Origin of the sequence: Nonomuraea sp. NPDC049607 (assembly GCF_040675375.1) — a bacterium.
In the GTDB taxonomy this organism is placed as follows: domain Bacteria; phylum Actinomycetota; class Actinomycetes; order Streptosporangiales; family Streptosporangiaceae; genus Nonomuraea.
In genome coordinates this window covers 466,781-483,198 of sequence record NZ_JBFAOV010000002.1, presented here as the reverse complement: position 1 = coordinate 483,198, position 16,418 = coordinate 466,781, and the positions used below count along the sequence as shown (strand labels likewise).

Here is a 16,418-nt window from a genome sequence, read left to right as displayed (position 1 = left end):
CCTACTCCTCCTGGGTGTGTGCCGGTGGGAGTGTGAACCAATAGAACCCATGCCCGGGAAGCGTCAAAAGATACGGTAGTTCGCCAATTGCCGGGAATGGGACCCCTCCCATGGTTTCCACGGGGGAGACGCCGACGAATCTGCGCAGGTCAAGCTCGACCGGCTGCGGGAAGCGCGACAGGTTGTTGACGCACAACATCCGGTCGTCGCCCAGCTCCCGGACGAACGCGAGCACGCTGGGGTTGGAGGAGTTCAGCTCGGCGAACTCGCCGAGCCCGAAGACGGGGTGACGCTTGCGGATCTCGATCATCCGCTTGGTCCAGTGGAGGAGCGATCCCGCGTTCTTCTGGTGGGCCTCGACGTTGATGGCCTGGTAGCCGTAGATCGGGTCCATGATCACGGGCAGGTACAGCCGCCCGGGGTCGCAGTCGGAGAACCCGGCGTTGCGGTCGGGGTCCCACTGCATCGGGGTACGGACGCCGTCGCGGTCGCCGAGCCAGATGTTGTCGCCCATGCCGATCTCGTCGCCGTAGTAGAGCACGGGAGAGCCCGGCAGCGACAGGAGCAGCGCGGTGAACAGCTCGATCTGGTTGCGGTCGTTCTCCAGCAGGGGCGCCAGCCGCCGGCGGATGCCGACGTTCGCCCGCATACGCGGATCTTTGGCGTACTCGGTGTACATGTAGTCGCGTTCTTCGTCCGTCACCATTTCGAGCGTCAGCTCATCATGGTTGCGGAGGAAAATCCCCCATTGGCAATGTTCGGGAATTTTCGGCGTTTGTGCCAGGATTTCGGAGATGGGGTAACGCGACTCCCGGCGGACCGCCATGAAAATGCGGGGCATGAGCGGGAAGTGGAATGCCATGTGGCATTCGTCCCCGCCGCCTACTGGATCGCCGAAATATTCCACCACGTCCGAAGGCCACTGATTCGCCTCGGCGAGCAGCACCCGGTCCGGGAAGAGGCGGTCGACCTCGCGCCGGATGCTCTTGAGGTATTCGTGCGTCCTGGGCAGGTTCTCGCAGTTGGTGCCCTCCTCCTCGAAGAGATAGGGCACCGCGTCGAGGCGGAAGCCGTCGATGCCGAGGTCCAGCCAGAACCGCAGCACCTCCAGCATGGCCTCCTGCACGTCCGGGTTCTCGTAGTTGAGGTCGGGCTGGTGGTGGAAGAAGCGGTGCCAGTAGTACTGGCCGCGCACCGGGTCGTAGGTCCAGTTGGACGTCTCGGTGTCGACGAAGATGATCCGGGCGTCCTGGTACCTCTCATCGGTGTCCGACCAGACGTAGAAGTCGCCGAACGGGCCTTCCGGATCGTGCCTGGAGGCCTGGAACCAGGGGTGGGCGTCGCTGGTGTGGTTCATGACGAGGTCGGCGATCACCCGCATGCCGCGTTTGTGCGCCTCGTCGACCAGCCTCACGAAGTCTCCCAGGTCCCCGAACTCGGGCAGGATCTTCATGAAGTCGGCGATGTCGTAGCCGCCGTCACGCAGCGGCGACTCGTACAGGGGCAGCAGCCAGAGGCAGTCGACGCCCAGCCACTGCAGATAGTCGAGTTTGCTGATCAGACCTCTGATGTCTCCGGTCCCGTCGCCGTTGGAGTCGGCGAATCCCCTGATCAGAACCTCGTAGAAGACGGCGCGCTTGTACCAGTAAGGATCGCGCGGTTTTTCCTCGTCAAAGGTGTTGGGAATGGGTGTGGCGCTCATGAGCTCCCCCACGAGGGGCTCATGAGGAGGGCGCTTTCACACACGTTGAAGACTCCCCGCTGAATTCTGTTCTACCGTGGCGCGGCTCGTACGGTGAGAATGTGGGCAGGCTGGATGTGAGGGTCGAGACGCACATAGTTGCTCTGCCTCCAGCGGTAGGACTCGCCCGACAGTTCGTCGTCCACGACGAATTCGGCGTTCCAGTCGAGACCGATGGCGGGCAGGTCGAGATCTACCGTCGCCTCGTGGGTGTGGTACGGATCCAGATTGACAACCGCCAGAACGACGTCGCCCAGCCCGTGCCTTCGTGTGGCCGTGTCATAGGCGCCCGGAAGCCGTTTGGAGAAGCAGACGATGTCCGGATGGTCGACCCTGTGGAACCGTAGGTTACGCAATTCCTGCAACGCCGGATGCGCTCTCCGGAACAAATTCAGATGGGTGATGAGCGGGGCGAGGGTCCTTCCGTCGCGTTCGGCCGCCGCCCAGTCGCGTGGCTTGTACTGATATTTCTCACTATCAAGGTATTCCTCACTCCCTGGGCGCACAGGAACGTTCTCGGCGAGTTCGTACCCGGAGTAGACCCCCCAGGTCGGCGACGCGAGAGCGGCCAGCACGGCCCTGATCCTGAACGCCGGCACGCCGCCGTGCTGCAGGTATTCGTGGAGGATGTCCGGGGTGTTGACGAACAGGTTCGGCCGCAGGAACGCCGACGTCTCGTGCGCGAGCTCGGAGAGGTACGTCTCCACGTCGTACTTGGAGTTCTTCCACGTGTAGTACGTGTACGACTGGTGGAAGCCGGCCTTCGCGAGCGTCTGGAGCATCGCGGGCCGGGTGAACGCCTCCGCCAGGAACACCACGTCCGGATCGGTGGCGTGGATGTCGGCCAGCATGCGCTCCCAGAACGACACCGGCTTGGTGTGCGGGTTGTCCACCCGGAAGATCCGCACGCCGTGTTCCATCCAGTGCCGCAGCACCCGCCGGACCTCGGCGAAGATGCCCTCGGGGTCCCTGTCGAAGTTGATCGGATAGATGTCCTGGTACTTCTTCGGCGGGTTCTCGGCGTAGGCGATCGTCCCGTCCGCCCGGATCGTGAACCACTCCGGGTGCTCCTTGACCCACGGGTGGTCCGGCGCGCACTGCAGGGCGAAGTCGAGCGCGACCTCCATGCCCAGGGCGCGGGTGCGGCTGACGAACTCGTCGAAGTCCTCAAGGGTGCCCAGATCGGGATGGATCGCGTCGTGGCCGCCGTCCTCGGAGCCGATCGCCCACGGCGAGCCGGGCTCGTCGGGCTCCGGGCTGAGCGTGTTGTTGCGGCCCTTGCGGAAGGTCTGGCCGATGGGGTGGATCGGCGGCAGGTAGACGACGTCGAAGCCCATCTTGGCGATGGCGGGCAGCCGCTTGGCCGCCGTCTGGAAGGTGCCCGACTTCGAGACGCCGGTCTCGCTGACGACCGCGCCCTCGGACCTGGGGAAGAACTCGTACCAGGAGCCGTACAGCGCCCTGCGCCGATCGACCCTGACCTTGTACGGCTTCGCCCTGGTCACCAGCTCGCGGAACGGGTGCGCCGCCAGCAGCGCGGCCGTCTCGGGGAGCTGGGCGATGGACAGCCGCGCCCGCGGGTCGAGCTCCTCGTCACGCAGCGTGGCCGCGACCGACAGCAGCGCCGCCCGGTGCCCGCACGCGCTGTCGCCGTTGCCGTTGCCCTTGCTGTTGCCCATCCCGTTCCTGGAGTGGCCGTTCGCGGCGCCGGCCTGGCCGCCGGGGAGGGCGGGGCAGTCGGCCGTACGGACGGCTTTGGCGGCCCGCTCGAACAGGCGGGCCCCCTCCTCGCACATCAGGTCGCTGTCGAGCCCGCGCGGGATCTTGATCTCGGCGTCGTGCAGCCACGAGCTGATGGGATCGCTCCACGCCTCCACGCGGAACATCCAGTCGCCCTCGGCCGGCATGCACACGTCCACACCCCAGCGGTCGGTGCCTGGGGCGAGCTCGCGCATGGGTCTCAGGCGGCCACGCTGTCCATCGGGCGAGGTGAGCACCACGCCCGCGGCCACGGCATCGTGGCCCTCTCGGAAGACGGTGGCCGAGACCTGGAAGGTCTCGCCGGCGACCGCCTTGGCGGGCCACTGCCCGCAGTCGACGACGGGGGAGATGTCCGTGATGGGAATTCGTCCGATCATCGCAATCGCAGGGTTTGCGACGGCGCGCTCGGCGCCGCCGGAGGCTTTCCGTATGTGCAAGATTTCGCAACCGTGAGAGACCGCTGGATACGGCCTACCCCGGCAGTAACGATCCTTGCACGTAAATACTGGACAGCAGCGGATAGACCTCCCGAGTGTGTTCCCGGGAGAGCCAACAAAGAGGAAAGTTGCCCCAATCGTCCGACTTCATGCTTGTTGCGGGCCGGGGTTTGAAGGTGCTTCTTGGGGGTGAAGGACTGAGAGGTCCCTCCTAGCCCGTAGGGTGCAGAAACGTGAGAGCTATCCGCCGGTTTACCGTCCGCACCGTCCTGCCCACGGAGCTGGCCGCCCTGGGCGAGCTCGTGCACAATCTCCGATGGTCCTGGCACCCGGAGACACTCGACCTCTTCGCCGAGGTCGACGCGGCTCTGTGGGAACAGGTCGGTCACGATCCCGTGGCCCTGCTCGGCGCCGTCACACCGGCCCGGCTCAACGAGCTGGCCGCCGACCGCCGTTTCCTCCGCCGTCTCGCCGACGCGGCCGACGACCTGCGCGAATACATGACATCGCCGCGCTGGTACCAGACGCTGCCCGACGTCGCACGCGCCATCGCCTACTTCTCCCCCGAGTACGGCATCGCCGCCGCGATGCCCCAGTACTCGGGCGGTCTCGGCATCCTCGCCGGCGACCACCTCAAGGCGGCCAGCGACCTGGGCGTGCCGATCCTCGCGGTCGGCCTGCTCTATCGCCACGGCTACTTCACCCAGTCGCTCTCGCCGGAGGGCTGGCAGCTTGAGCACTATCCGGCGCTCGACGCCGGCGGGCTGCCGCTGACCCTGCTGAAGGACGGCGACGAACCCGTCAAGATCCGGCTCGGCCTGCCCGAGGGCCGCGTCCTGCACGCCCAGGTCTGGGTGGCGCAGGTGGGCCGGGTGCCGCTGCTGCTGCTCGACTCCGATGTGGCCGACAACGACACCGCCGCCCGCGACGTCACCGACCGCCTCTACGGCGGCGGCACCGACCACCGGCTCATGCAGGAACTCCTGCTGGGCGTGGGCGGCGTACGCGCGATCAGGGCCTACTGCCGCGTCACCGGCCACGCCGAGCCCGAGGTCTTCCACACCAACGAGGGCCACGCCGGCTTCCTCGGCCTGGAGCGCATCCGCGAGCTGACCGAGTCGCGCATGTCCTTCGACGAGGCTCTGGAGGCCGTACGCGCGGGCACGGTGTTCACCACGCACACGCCGGTGCCCGCGGGCATCGACCGCTTCCCCAGCGACCTGATCGAACGCCACTTCGGCGGCGAGGCCGCCTGGCCGACCGTGCCCGTCGAGCGCATCCTGGCCCTGGGGGCCGAGGCCGAGCCCGGCCGGTTCAACATGGCCGTCATGGGCATGCGCCTGGCCCAGCGCGTCAACGGCGTCTCCGAGCTGCACGGCGAGGTCAGCCGGGAGATGTTCAAGGACCTGTGGCCCGGCTTCGACCTCGACGAGGTGCCGATCGGCTCGATCACCAACGGCGTGCACGCGCCCACGTGGGTCGGGCGCGAGTTCATGGAGCTGGCCGGCCGCGAGCTGCCGTCGCTGATCGAGCGGGCCCGCGGCTGGGAGGGCGTCCAGAAGATCTCCGACAAGGAGATCTGGGAGATCCGCGGCAAGCTGCGCAGGCGGCTGGTCGAGGGGGCCCGCGAGCGGCTGCGCAGGTCGTGGCGCGAGCGCGGCGCCTCGGTCGCCGAGCTGGGCTGGATCGACGACGCGCTCGACCCCGACGTGCTGACGATCGGCTTCGCCCGGCGGGTGCCGTCGTACAAGCGGCTCACGCTGATGCTGCGCGATCCCCGGCGGCTGGCCCGTCTGCTGCTCGACCCGGACAAGCCGGTGCAGATCGTGATCGCCGGCAAGGCGCATCCGGCCGACGAGGGCGGCAAGAAGCTGATCCAGCAGATCGTCAAGTTCGCCGACCAGCACAACGTGCGCCACCGGATCGTCTTCCTGCCCGACTACGACATGACGCTCGGCCAGCTCATGGTCCAGGGCTGCGACGTGTGGCTGAACAACCCGTTGCGGCCGCTGGAGGCGTCCGGCACCTCGGGCATGAAGTCGGCGCTGAACGGCGGGCTCAACCTGTCGATCCGCGACGGCTGGTGGGACGAGTGGTACGACGGCACCAACGGCTGGGCCATCCCCACCGCCGACGGGGTCAGCGACCCCGACCGGCGCGACGAGCTGGAGGCCGGCGCCCTGTACGACCTGATCGAGCACGAGGTGTCCGACCGCTTCTACGACCGGCCCTTCGACGAGCTGCCGCGCAGGTGGATGGAGATGGTCAAGCACACCCTGGCCTCGCTCGGGCCCAAGGTGCTGGCCGGGCGCATGCTCCGCGACTACGTCGTGGGCCTCTACACCCCGGCTGCCAAGTCGGCCCGCGCGCTGTCGGCCGACTCCTACGCCGCGGCCAGGGCGTTCGCGGCCTGGCGGGTGCGCGTCACGCGGGCCTGGCCGGGGGTGCGGGTCGAGCATGTCGAGGCGTCGGGCGTGGGCGACACCCCTGAGGTGGGCGCCGCGGTCGAGCTGCGGGCCACGATCGCCCTCGGCGACCTGGAGCCCGGCGACGTGCTGGTCGAGGCCGCGTACGGCAAGGTCGGGCCGCACGACGAGCTGGTCCACCCGCGGTACGCCCGGCTGGCGGTGGAATCGCTGGAGGACGACGGCCACGCCCACTACACGGGCCGGGTGCCGCTCGACCGTACGGGGGCTTTCGGATACACCGTCCGGGTCGTCCCGCATCACCCGTTCGCTGCCACTCCGGCGGAATTGGGGCTGATCGCCGTCCCCGAGGAGCCGGTAGGTATGACGAACGGTACGTTGCGCTGATATATCCGGACGAGGTCGGGCCGGTGGTCGAGCGGTGCATAATCAGGACCGTGGACGACAGCGGGAACGGCCTGCGGGCCGACAATCTGGTGGCCACGGTCCGCGGTGTCCTGCCGTCCCTGACGCCTGCCGCGCAGACCGTCGCCCGGCTCATCCTGGAAGATCCGGCGACGGTCGCGCGCAGCACCATCACCGAGCTGTCGGCCGCCTCCGGCACCAGCGAGGCCACGATCGTGCGCACCGCGCGGCTGCTCGGCTTCGCCGGATACCCCCAGCTCAGGCTGGCCCTGGCCGCGGCGGCCGCGCAGCCCGACCGGCTCGTGCCCGGCGACCTGGCGCCCGACGACCCGCTGTCGGAGGTCATCCAGAAGGTGGCCAGGGCCGAGTCGGAGGCCATCAACGACACCGTCGCCCAGCTCACCAGCGAGCGCCTGGGCCTGGTCGTCGACGCGATCGTGGGGGCCAGGCGCATCGATGCCTACGGCGTGGGCGCCTCGGGATTAGTCGCCGAGGACGTCGCCCAGAAGCTGCTGCGCATCGGCCTGTCCAGCCACGCCTTCCAGGACGCCCATCTGGCCCTGACCAGCGCCGTCCTGCTGAAGACGGGCGACGTGGCGATCGGCATCAGCACCTCGGGGGAGACCCCCGACGTGATCGAGCCGCTGCGCCGGGCGGGTGAGGCGGGGGCCACCACGGTGGCCGTCACCAACAACCCGCGCTCGACGATCGCGGAGCTGGCCGAGCACGTGCTGATCTCGGCCGGGCGCGAGACGGAGTTCCGTCCCGGCGCCCTGGCCAGCAGGATCAGCCAGCTCCTCGTCGTCGACTGCGTGTTCGTCGGCGTCGCCCAGCGTACGTTCGACTCCTCTCAGGAGGCGCTCGCGAGCACCAGGCGCGCCGTCAAGGAGTTCACCCGGAGAACGTCACCTGCACGTCGTCAGCCTTGACGTACATCACGCGGTGCCCGAACTGGATCTCCAGGTACTTCGTCTTCCCCCTGACCACCTTGTGGTCCTCCAGGTTGAACGTGACCGCCCGGAAGTACTCGGCGGCGGCCGGCCCGGCCAGCGTGTACTTCTCGCCCGCCGAGAACGTGTACTGCAGCGGCGTCACCGCCTGGTACGGGATGTCGGCCGGATACGCCTCCTGCTCCGGATAGGCCCGCCCGAACACCGGTACGGTCGCCTTGCCCGGCTTCGGCGTGACGACCAGCCCCATGGACGGGACCGCGGTCGGGGCGCCCGCCGGGTTGTTGAACCACGCCTTCTGACCGAGGTACCAGATGGCCGTCCAGTCGCCCTGACGGTCGGCGACGGCGAAGCGCTGGCCCGTGCTGGCCCTGGCGCTGTGGTCGTACACGCTGTAGAGCGAGCCGCCGGTGGGGTGCTTGCCGATGTCCTTGATCAGCGGGGCGTCCTCGCGCGGCTCGGTGCGCAGCCACACGGTGCCGGCGCTGAGCGGCGGGCAGGCCGCCTCGGGGTTCTTGCGGTCGCAGCCGTAGAAGTAGGGCTTGTTGGTGGCGAAGTCCGGCTTGATCATGACCGAGCCGGACTTCGGACCGCCGAGCTGGTGCAGCGGCGCGCCCATGAGCTGGAAGTAGTGCGCCCAGTCCCAGAACGGCCCCGGGTCCTCATGCATGCCGCGCACCGTGCTCGGGATCGTGCCAGGGACGTTGTCGTGGCCCAGGATGTGGGCGCGGTCGAGCGGCACGCCGTTCCTGAGCGCCAGGTAGCGGACGAGCCGGGCCGACGAGCGGTACATCGCCTCGGTGTACCAGGTGCTGCCCTCGGCCAGGAAGCCCTCGTGCTCGATGCCGATGGACTTGGAGTTGATGTACCAGTTGCCGGCCTGCCAGGCGACGTCCTTGGCCTTGACGTGCTGGGCGATGTGCCCGTCACTGGAGCGGACCGAATACTGCCAGCTCGCGCCGTAGTTGGGGTCCTGGTTCAGCCGGATCGACGGGAGGAAATATCCCTCCATGTCGTGGATGATGATGTAGTCGATCTTCTGGCTGACCGGCCGGTTGGCCAGGTCGTAGTGGCCGTAGTCGTCCGGCGGGAGCTCCTGGTAGGCCGAGGGGATCCACTCGCAGGAGACCGAGGCCGGGCACTCGACGCCGTCGCGCCTCGCGGGGCGCAGGCCGAGCTTCTCCAGCCACTTCTCGATCTTCTCCAGGTCCGGGACCTTGGGCAGGGTGACCTTCTGCCCGTCGTCCGTGGTGCGCTCGGCGCCTTCCTGGATGGTGGTGTAGACCTCGTCGGCGAAGAACTTGGCCGCGTCGGCCTCTTCGGCGCCGGAGTACTTGGCGACGGCTCCGTACCATTCGCCCGGGTTGGCGCTCAGGGGCGCGCCGAGGCTCTTCTGGTAGTCGGCGAGCAGCGCGGCGCCGCCGCGGATGTTGGCCGCGTCGTCGGTGCGCAGGCGTTCGTGGCTCTCGCCGGTGAGCTGCGCGGCCCGCTCCATCGTGCGCAGCGAGGCGGGGATCTCCGCCGGCGCGGGGGCCGGGGTGGCCGCGAGCGGCCTGGTCTCGTCGCCGCGGGCGTCCTCCTCGCCCTCTCCGTGGTGGTTCGAGGTGGTGTACGCGGCCGCGTCGGTCAGGTGCATGGGGCCGAACCCGGCGTTGTTCGACGGCTGGCCCGCGTGTGCCTCCCACCGCGATTCCAGGTACGAGACCCCGAGCAGCACGCTCTGCGGGACCTTGAATTCGTCGGCCGCCGCGGCGAATGCCTGCTGCCGGTCGGCGGGCTCTTCGGCGGAGGCCGAGGGCACTTGGGTTAAGGGCAACAAGGCGACGACCGCGATCGCCAGCGCTCTGCGCATGAACCGCTCCTTGACTGGGGGGTGGTGCGCGATCAGCGTCTCAACATTTTCCTTCTCTGGCGAGAACTTTGCGAAGATATTTTTCATCGCTTAACGGCCCGCCGGACCGGGCCCGGCGGGCCGATACGAAGGACTACCAGGTGAGGGGCTGGGTAGGCGGCCTTCGGAGGAGAGGGGGAGCTGTCATGCCTCGACCCGGAAGTCATTCCTACGACAACGAGCGCCGCCGGCTCCGCAAGCAGCTGGACCGGCAAGGGCTGAGCGAGCAGGAGCTCAAGAAGCGCGTGGCCAGGAAACTCCAGTCGGACCCGGCCAAGAGCCCGCGCAAGGTGGGCGGCGACCGCGCCGAAGGGCCCAAGTCCGAACGGCCCCACGGCGGGGAGCGCTGAGCGTCTCATGACGGAGATCATCGACCGTGAGGGCGTCCAGGACCTGCTGGCGACGCGCGGCGCCCAGCTCGCCGAGGTGCTGCCCGAGCGGGAGTACGCCTGGGCGCACCTGCCCGGAGCCGTGCACCTGCCGCTCGGCTCGCTCGACCGGCTGGCCGACGACCTGCTGGACCGGTCGCGCCCGGTCGTCGTCTACTGCCACGACTGGCTCTGCGACCTCAGCCCGCGCGCCGCCCACCGGCTCGTCCGGCTCGGCTTCGCCGACGTGCACGACTACGGCCTCGGCAAGATGGACTGGCTGTCGGCCGACCTGCCGTACGAGGGGGAGGCCGTCCTGGTGGGCTCGGGCGCCCGGCGCGACCCGGTCACCGCCGATCTGGAGGACCCGCTGGAGGAGCTCAGCGAACGCATCGTCGCCGACCCGGCCGGGCTCGCCGTCGTGGTGGACAGGGACGACGTGGTGCAGGGGGTCATCGGGTCGCGCCAGCTCAAGGGCGCCGACCTGACCGGCACCGCCGAGGCCGCCATGGACACCGGCGTCACCACCGTACGGCCCAGCGAGCAGCTCGACGCCCTGGCCAGGCGCATGGAAGGCGCGAACGTCGACCACGTCGTCGTCACCCGCGCCGACGGCACCCTGGTCGGGCTCTACGGGCTCGGCGACCTGCGCGAACCGGGCTGGGAATCCGATCTCGGATAGCGGACGGGATTTGGAGCCGTCACCGGGCGTCTGCTAGCGTCAACAGCATGTCAGTGATCAGCCGATTTTGGCGCTATGTGGCGGCTCCGGGTGGAGCCGAAGGTCACATGCGCTGACTTACTGATCACCCGGAGCCCAAAGGCAGAGACGTCCGTCTCTGCCTTTCGTCGTTCAGGCGGACGGCTCCGGGGGCCACGGATGTGGGCCGTACCGCCTTCGCAACTCCCATCGAAAGCGGAGGACACAGCCCATGACCACGACCAGCGACCTGCGTATCAACTCGTTCGAACCCCTGCCCACGCCCCGCGAGCTGATCGGTGAACAGCCGCTGGGCCCCGAGCGCGAGGCCCTGGTGGCGGCGAGCAGGAACGCGGTGCGCGACGTGCTCGCCGGTGACGACGACCGCCTGCTGCTCATCGTCGGCCCGTGCTCGGTGCACGACCCCGAGGCCGCCCTCGACTACGCCCGCCGCCTGGCCGCCGCCACCCGCGACCTCGGCGACGCCCTCTGCGTCGTCATGCGCGTGTACTTCGAGAAGCCGCGCACCACCATCGGCTGGAAGGGCCTGATCAACGACCCGGACATCGACGGCGGCCACGACGTCCAGCGCGGGCTGCGCCTGGCCAGGACGGTGCTGCTCGACGTGCTCGACACCGGGCTGCCGGTGGGCTGCGAGTTCCTGGAGCCCACCAGCCCGCAGTACATCGCCGACGCCGTCACCTGGGGCGCGATCGGCGCCCGCACGCCCGAGAGCCAGGTGCACCGCCAGCTCACCTCCGGCCTGTCCATGCCGGTCGGCTTCAAGAACGCCACCGACGGCGACGTGCAGGTCGCCATCGACGGCGTCAAGGCGGCCTCGCACCCGCAGGTGTTCTTCGGCATCGACGACGAGGGCCGGGCCGCGGTCGTCTCGACCACCGGGAACCCCGACTGCCACGTCATCCTGCGCGGCGGGCGCACCGGCCCGAACTACGACCCCCAGTCCATCGGCGACGCCCTCGCGCTGCTGGCCAAGGCCGGGCTGCCGGAACGGCTGATCATCGACGCCAGCCACGGCAACAGCGGCAAGGACCACGTACGGCAGGCGGCGGTGGTCCGCGAGGTGGCCGGGCGCCTGGCAGCGGGCGAGCAGGGCATCGCGGGGCTGATGGTGGAGAGCTTCCTGCTGCCGGGGCGGCAGGAGCCCGGTCCGGTGGAGGGCCTGACGTACGGGCAGAGCGTCACCGACGCCTGCGTGGGCTGGGACGAGACCGAGCGCCTGCTGGTCGAGCTGGCCGACGCCGTGCGCGCCGGCCGCGAGGCGCACTGACGGCCTCCCGGCGGCCCTGAGCTGCCGGGCGGGCCACCGGGAGCGTCCGTCAGGGGCTGCGGTTCAGGTACGGCGGTCAGGTACGGCGGTCCAGCCGGAACGTCGGATGCCCCGGCGTGCCCGGCTGGGCGTCCAGTGACTTGTCGTCGAGGATGGGCGCCGCGTCCTCGGCCACGAAGACCCGGACGTCCTCCTGTTCGATGACCTGGTCCCCGGCGTACGGCGTGCTCGCGAGCGACACCTCCAAGGTGCCCGCCTCGTCCGGCTTGGGGGAGATCCGCAGGCCGGCATTGGCGGGCACGTCCTCGCCGACCATCAGGTCACGGATGGCGACCACGGCGTTGTCAGTCAGGGTCAGCACGATGAGCTCCTTCCCGCTGGAGAACCCCCGCCTCCCCCGCGACCAGGGCGGCAAACGCGCCGGGCCGGGATGAGCGCCCTCCACGGGGGTAGCGGAGCGTCATGGCTGACAAGGACAAGGGCATGCTGGACGCCCTGCTCGAACAGTGCGGCCAGACGTTCGCCGGGGAGGCGGGCATCAAGCTCGCCGACCGGCCACGGCCGCTGTACCAGCTCCTCGTGCTGGCCACGCTGCTGAGCGCGCGGATCTCGTCCGGGGTGGCGGTGGCGGCGGCGCGCGAGCTGTTCGCGGCCGGGTACCGCACGCCACGGGCCATGACGCGGGCGAGCTGGCAGGACCGCGTGGACGCCCTCGGCCGCGGCCACTACAGGCGTTACGACGAACGCACCTCGACCATGCTCGGCAAGGGCGCCGAGCTGCTGCTCGACCGCTGGAAGGGCGACCTGCGCAGGTTGCGCGACGAGGCGGGGGGCGATCCCGGGCGGATCGGCGAGCTGCTGCGGGAGTTCCCCGGCATCGGCCCGACCGGCGCCGACATCTTCCTGCGCGAGGTCCAGGGCGTCTGGCCGCAGGTCGCGCCGCACCTGGACAGACGGGTGCTGGACGGCGCCGCCCGGCTGGGGCTGCCCCGACAGGAACGCGGCCTGGTCCGCCTGGCCGGCTCCGGCGACGAGCTCGTCCGCCTGTCGGCGGCGCTGGTACGCGTGTCGAACAGCGAGAAGACCGCCGACGCGGTGAGGTCGGCCGCAGCGGGGTGAGCGGGGAGCGCTCTGTTAGGTTCGCCTCATGGGTGAGTTTGTGAGCGTCGAGGTGGCCGACCAGATCGCCACGATCCGTCTTGACCGTCCGAAGATGAACGCGCTCGACGTCCAGACGCAGCGGGAGCTCGTCGAGGCGGCGCTTCAGGTCGATGCCGACGACCAGGTCCAGGCGGTGATCCTCTACGGCGGCGAGAAGGTCTTCGCCGCCGGCGTGGACGTCAAGGAGATGGCCGACATGTCCTATGCCGACATGTCCACCCACTCCCGCACGCTCCAGGCGTGCTTCACCACGGTGGCCCGCATCGGCAAGCCGGTCATCGCCGCCGTCACCGGCTACGCCCTGGGCGGTGGCTGCGAGCTGGCCCTGTGCGCCGACTTCCGGGTCGCGGGCGAGTCGGCCAGGCTCGGCCAGCCGGAGATCCTGCTCGGGCTCATCCCGGGCGCGGGCGGCACCCAGCGCCTGCCCCGCCTCGTCGGCCCGTCCCGCGCCAAGGACCTGATCTTCACCGGCCGGCACGTCGCCGCCGCCGAGGCCCTGGCCATCGGGCTGGTCGACCGGGTGGTGCCGGACGAGCAGGTCTACACGGCGGCCCTGGAGTGGGCGGCCACGTTCGTCGGCGGGCCGGCCGTGGCGCTGCGCGCCGCCAAGCAGGCCGTCGACCAGGGCGTCGAGGTGGATCTCGCCTCAGGCCTGGAGATCGAGCGCCTGCAGTTCTCGGGCCTGTTCGCCACCGACGACGCCCGGATCGGCATGCGGGCCTTCACGGAGAAGGCCAAGCCCAAGTTCACCGGACGGTGACCGTCCGGCCGCCGTACGAATACAACCCTTTGGAGTAGGCCGTCCAGGGGGGAGCGGGTTTGCCAGTATGGTGGCGTTCCATGATGCGCGTCCCGGTCCCCGCCCGGCTGCGTCAAGCCGTGCGTTCGTGGTTCGACTCCCGTTACATCTCCGTCGCCGACCACCGGCAGGACATCCGGGACGCGCTCTGGGAGGTCCAGACCCTGCGCAGGGAGATGGCCACCCTGCACGGCGAGGTCGAGCGCCTGCGTGACGCCCGCCCGCCGCTGATCACCCCGCTGATCGACAAGGCCAAGCTGGACGACGCGCACCGGCTGGCGCAGGAGACCGCGAAGGCCCTCGACGGCGTGCTCCAGAACGAGGTGCTCGTCTGGCAGGCCGTCGACGACCTGAGAGCCCGCGTCCCCGGGGCCGCCGAGGGGGGCCGGCCGTGCGCGTGACCTGGTCCGGCGGCGAGCTGACCTTCCGCCTCGACCCCGAGGACGAGATCACCGGCAGGGCGGCCGACGACCACCCCGTCAAGCTGGCCACCAACTCCTGCTCGATCGGCGGCGTGCCCGCCGACGCCCACCCCGACCTGTTCGCCGTGGCCGCCTGGACGATCGTGGCGCCCTGGACCAGGCGGCGGATCACCTTCGACCGGGCCGTCTCCGCGGAGGTGGCCGGAGCCCTGCACGACGGCTGGGGCATCGAGGCCGGGCCGGTCGGCGCCGAGCCGCGCCGGGCCGGGGACAGGCTCGCCATCTCCTACAGCGGCGGCGCCGACTCCGTGGCCGCGGCGGCCATCCATCCGTCGGCGCCGTTCGTGCACTTCCGCCGGGTGCCGCATCCGAGGGTGCCCAACCGGTGGACGCACTACCGCTCCGACGTGCTGGCCAAGCTCGCCGAGCGGACCGGCCGCGAGCTCACCACCGTCACCTCCGACCTGGAGTTCACCCTCGCCGAGCCGCGTCCGGGCTATCCGGAGCACCACGCCGTCGCGGCGGGGGCGCTGCTGCTGGCCGACCGGATGAACCTCGGCGGCCTGGGCTTCGGCTATGAACTCGGTTCACGCTGGCTCGGCGGCGACCGTTACTTGTTGCGGTTCACGCCTGACAACCCCATGTGGGCGCCGCACGGCGCGTGGGGCCGGTTGTTCGCCGCCGCGGGCGTGCACATCGTGCTCCCGGTCGGCGGCGTGAGCGAGGCCGTCACCATGCGGCTGGCCCTGAACTCAGAGCTCAAGGACCAGGTGCGCTGGTGCCTGCGCGGCACCGACGGCCCCTGCCGCACCTGCGGCAAGTGCCTGTACAAGGAGCTCATCCAGGCCGCCGTCGAGCGCCGTCCCCTGGACACGCCCGTCACCGCCGACCGTCCCGTGGCCCGCAAGTGGCTGCAGCCGCCGCCCTACGGCGGCCAGGAGATGATCGAGTACGGCCTGGCCCGCGTCCCCGGCATCGAACGGTCCCTGTTCGCCAAGGCCCTCGACCACTTCGAGGCCACCGAGGAGTCCACGAGCTGGCTCGACCACTGCTACCCGCCGGCGATCGAGGAGATCCCCGAGCCGTGGCGGACGGAGGCGGCCGCCTTCCTGACCTCCAAGGTCGGTCTCATGACCGAGGCCGAGGTGCGGCGGGTGGAGACGTGGGGCGCGTGACCGTCCACGGGACGGATCCGGCAAGGTACGAGGAGTTGACTGCGTGAAGGTTTATCTGTCGGTGGACATGGAGGGCGTGACGGGGTTGACCGACCCCGAGGAGATGCACGCCGGCAAGCGCGGCTACGACCGCGGCTGCGAGCTGATGACCGCCGACGCCAACGCCGCCGTCGAGGGCGCGTTCGCGGCCGGCGCCGGGTCGGTGCTGGTCAACGACGCGCACGGGTCCACCAAGAACCTGCGGATCGACCTCCTGGACCCGCGGGCCACCCTGATCAGGGGGCCGGGCAAGGCCCAGCGCATGGCCCAGGGGCTCGACGGCACGTTCCAGGCCGCGTGCTTCGTGGGCTACCACGCCAGGGCCGGCGTCCAGCACGGCGTGCTCAACCACACGTGGATGGGCAAGGAGATCCAGAACGTCTACCTCAACGGCGAGCTGTGCGGCGAGACCCGGCTGGTCGCGGCGTGCGCGGGCTTCCACGGCGTGCCCGTGGTGCTGGTGACCGGGGACGAGGCCGTCGGCGAGGAGGCGCGCGAGCTGCTCGGCGACGTCGAGACGGTCGCGGTGAAGAAGGGGATCGACAAGTTCTCGGCCGAGTTGCTGCCGCCGAGCGTCGCCCAGGCGAAGATTCGTGAGGCCGCCGCTCGCGGGCTTTCCAGGTTGAGCGACTTCACGCCCTACCGGGTGGAGGCGCCGTACACGCTGGGGGTGGAGTGGAACTCGACCGCCATCGCGGCGGCGGTGGCGCTGGTGCCCGGCGTGAAGACCGTCGGCTCGCGGCACATCGAGTTCACCACCGACGACTTCCGCCAGATCATGGCGTTGCTCGGGATCTTCGCCACCATCGGCGGCCAGGTGGCCTGCGGCAGCGGGCCCTACGGCTGACATGT

14 protein-coding genes are annotated in these 16,418 nt (G+C 69.9%); 10 read left to right on the top strand and 4 right to left on the bottom strand.

Features of this window, described 5'->3' with window-relative positions; all coding sequences use genetic code 11:
• Position 1 precedes the first annotated feature (1 nt).
• Together treS and AB0J97_RS06515 are read right to left on the bottom strand one after the other, a co-directional pair.
• Positions 2 to 1,702 carry a maltose alpha-D-glucosyltransferase gene (treS, locus tag AB0J97_RS06520; protein ID WP_364085261.1) on the bottom strand — a complete coding sequence of 567 codons (1,701 nt, stop codon included), beginning with the start codon at positions 1,700 to 1,702 and terminating at the stop codon, positions 2 to 4.
• Positions 1,703 to 1,773: 71 nt separating this feature from the next.
• Positions 1,774 to 3,879 (bottom strand): alpha-1,4-glucan--maltose-1-phosphate maltosyltransferase, encoded by a 2,106-nt coding sequence (locus tag AB0J97_RS06515; RefSeq protein WP_364085258.1) that lies wholly within the window; start codon positions 3,877 to 3,879, stop codon positions 1,774 to 1,776.
• 293 nt (positions 3,880 to 4,172) lie between these two features.
• On the opposite strand from AB0J97_RS06515, the gene glgP reads away from it, so the two are divergent.
• Together glgP and AB0J97_RS06505 are read left to right on the top strand one after the other, a co-directional pair.
• Positions 4,173 to 6,752 (top strand): alpha-glucan family phosphorylase, encoded by a 2,580-nt coding sequence (glgP, locus tag AB0J97_RS06510; RefSeq protein ID WP_364085255.1) that lies wholly within the window; start codon positions 4,173 to 4,175, stop codon positions 6,750 to 6,752.
• A gap of 50 nt (positions 6,753 to 6,802) precedes the next feature.
• Positions 6,803 to 7,699, top strand: a complete 897-nt coding sequence (locus AB0J97_RS06505; RefSeq protein WP_357697496.1) for a MurR/RpiR family transcriptional regulator — start codon at positions 6,803 to 6,805, stop codon at positions 7,697 to 7,699.
• Here the strand turns inward: AB0J97_RS06505 and AB0J97_RS06500 are convergent.
• Positions 7,662 to 9,572 carry an N-acetylmuramoyl-L-alanine amidase gene (locus tag AB0J97_RS06500; protein ID WP_364085251.1) on the bottom strand — a complete coding sequence of 637 codons (1,911 nt, stop codon included), beginning with the start codon at positions 9,570 to 9,572 and terminating at the stop codon, positions 7,662 to 7,664. The genes AB0J97_RS06505 and AB0J97_RS06500 overlap by 38 nt on opposite strands.
• A gap of 185 nt (positions 9,573 to 9,757) precedes the next feature.
• Here AB0J97_RS06500 and AB0J97_RS06495 point away from each other — a divergent pair, with 185 nt between their 5' ends.
• The 3 genes from AB0J97_RS06495 (at position 9,758) to AB0J97_RS06485 (ending at position 11,970) form a co-directional block, all read left to right on the top strand.
• Positions 9,758 to 9,961: a hypothetical protein gene (locus AB0J97_RS06495; protein WP_364085248.1), complete on the top strand. Its 204-nt coding sequence runs from the start codon at positions 9,758 to 9,760 to the stop codon at positions 9,959 to 9,961.
• Positions 9,962 to 9,968: 7 nt separating this feature from the next.
• Positions 9,969 to 10,661, top strand: coding sequence for a CBS domain-containing protein (locus AB0J97_RS06490; protein WP_364085245.1), 693 nt, complete (start codon positions 9,969 to 9,971; stop codon positions 10,659 to 10,661).
• A gap of 250 nt (positions 10,662 to 10,911) precedes the next feature.
• Positions 10,912 to 11,970 (top strand): 3-deoxy-7-phosphoheptulonate synthase, encoded by a 1,059-nt coding sequence (locus tag AB0J97_RS06485; RefSeq protein WP_364085242.1) that lies wholly within the window; start codon positions 10,912 to 10,914, stop codon positions 11,968 to 11,970.
• Between the two features lie 76 nt (positions 11,971 to 12,046).
• Here AB0J97_RS06485 and AB0J97_RS06480 read toward each other — a convergent pair whose 3' ends face one another.
• Positions 12,047 to 12,331: a Fe-S cluster assembly protein HesB gene (locus tag AB0J97_RS06480; RefSeq protein WP_357697506.1), complete on the bottom strand. Its 285-nt coding sequence runs from the start codon at positions 12,329 to 12,331 to the stop codon at positions 12,047 to 12,049.
• Between the two features lie 101 nt (positions 12,332 to 12,432).
• Between AB0J97_RS06480 and AB0J97_RS06475 the strand changes: the two genes are divergently transcribed.
• The 5 genes from AB0J97_RS06475 (at position 12,433) to AB0J97_RS06455 (ending at position 16,413) form a co-directional block, all read left to right on the top strand.
• Entirely contained in the window at positions 12,433 to 13,089 is a 657-nt protein-coding gene (locus AB0J97_RS06475; RefSeq protein WP_364085238.1) for an endonuclease, read from the top strand.
• 28 nt (positions 13,090 to 13,117) lie between these two features.
• Positions 13,118 to 13,891, top strand: coding sequence for an enoyl-CoA hydratase-related protein (locus AB0J97_RS06470; RefSeq protein WP_364085236.1), 774 nt, complete (start codon positions 13,118 to 13,120; stop codon positions 13,889 to 13,891).
• Positions 13,892 to 13,971: 80 nt separating this feature from the next.
• Positions 13,972 to 14,331 carry a hypothetical protein gene (locus AB0J97_RS06465; protein ID WP_357697512.1) on the top strand — a complete coding sequence of 120 codons (360 nt, stop codon included), beginning with the start codon at positions 13,972 to 13,974 and terminating at the stop codon, positions 14,329 to 14,331.
• Entirely contained in the window at positions 14,322 to 15,527 is a 1,206-nt protein-coding gene (locus AB0J97_RS06460; RefSeq protein WP_364085231.1) for a DUF6395 domain-containing protein, read from the top strand. The genes AB0J97_RS06465 and AB0J97_RS06460 overlap by 10 nt, the downstream gene beginning before the upstream one ends.
• 43 nt (positions 15,528 to 15,570) lie before the next feature.
• Positions 15,571 to 16,413: a M55 family metallopeptidase gene (locus AB0J97_RS06455; RefSeq protein ID WP_364085228.1), complete on the top strand. Its 843-nt coding sequence runs from the start codon at positions 15,571 to 15,573 to the stop codon at positions 16,411 to 16,413.
• The last annotated feature ends 5 nt before the right edge of the window (positions 16,414 to 16,418 follow it).

What these genes read in the sequence shown, in the direction of transcription:
- treS (WP_364085261.1), bottom strand. Translation starts at nt 1,702, where the DNA reads ATGAGCGCCACACCCATTCCCAACACCTTTGACGAGGAAAAACCGCGC.
- AB0J97_RS06515 (WP_364085258.1), bottom strand. Translation starts at nt 3,879, where the DNA reads ATGATCGGACGAATTCCCATCACGGACATCTCCCCCGTCGTCGACTGC.
- AB0J97_RS06500 (WP_364085251.1), bottom strand. Translation starts at nt 9,572, where the DNA reads ATGCGCAGAGCGCTGGCGATCGCGGTCGTCGCCTTGTTGCCCTTAACC.
- AB0J97_RS06495 (WP_364085248.1), top strand. Translation starts at nt 9,758, where the DNA reads ATGCCTCGACCCGGAAGTCATTCCTACGACAACGAGCGCCGCCGGCTC.
- AB0J97_RS06490 (WP_364085245.1), top strand. Translation starts at nt 9,969, where the DNA reads ATGACGGAGATCATCGACCGTGAGGGCGTCCAGGACCTGCTGGCGACG.
- AB0J97_RS06485 (WP_364085242.1), top strand. Translation starts at nt 10,912, where the DNA reads ATGACCACGACCAGCGACCTGCGTATCAACTCGTTCGAACCCCTGCCC.
- AB0J97_RS06475 (WP_364085238.1), top strand. Translation starts at nt 12,433, where the DNA reads ATGGCTGACAAGGACAAGGGCATGCTGGACGCCCTGCTCGAACAGTGC.
- AB0J97_RS06470 (WP_364085236.1), top strand. Translation starts at nt 13,118, where the DNA reads ATGGGTGAGTTTGTGAGCGTCGAGGTGGCCGACCAGATCGCCACGATC.
- AB0J97_RS06465 (WP_357697512.1), top strand. Translation starts at nt 13,972, where the DNA reads ATGATGCGCGTCCCGGTCCCCGCCCGGCTGCGTCAAGCCGTGCGTTCG.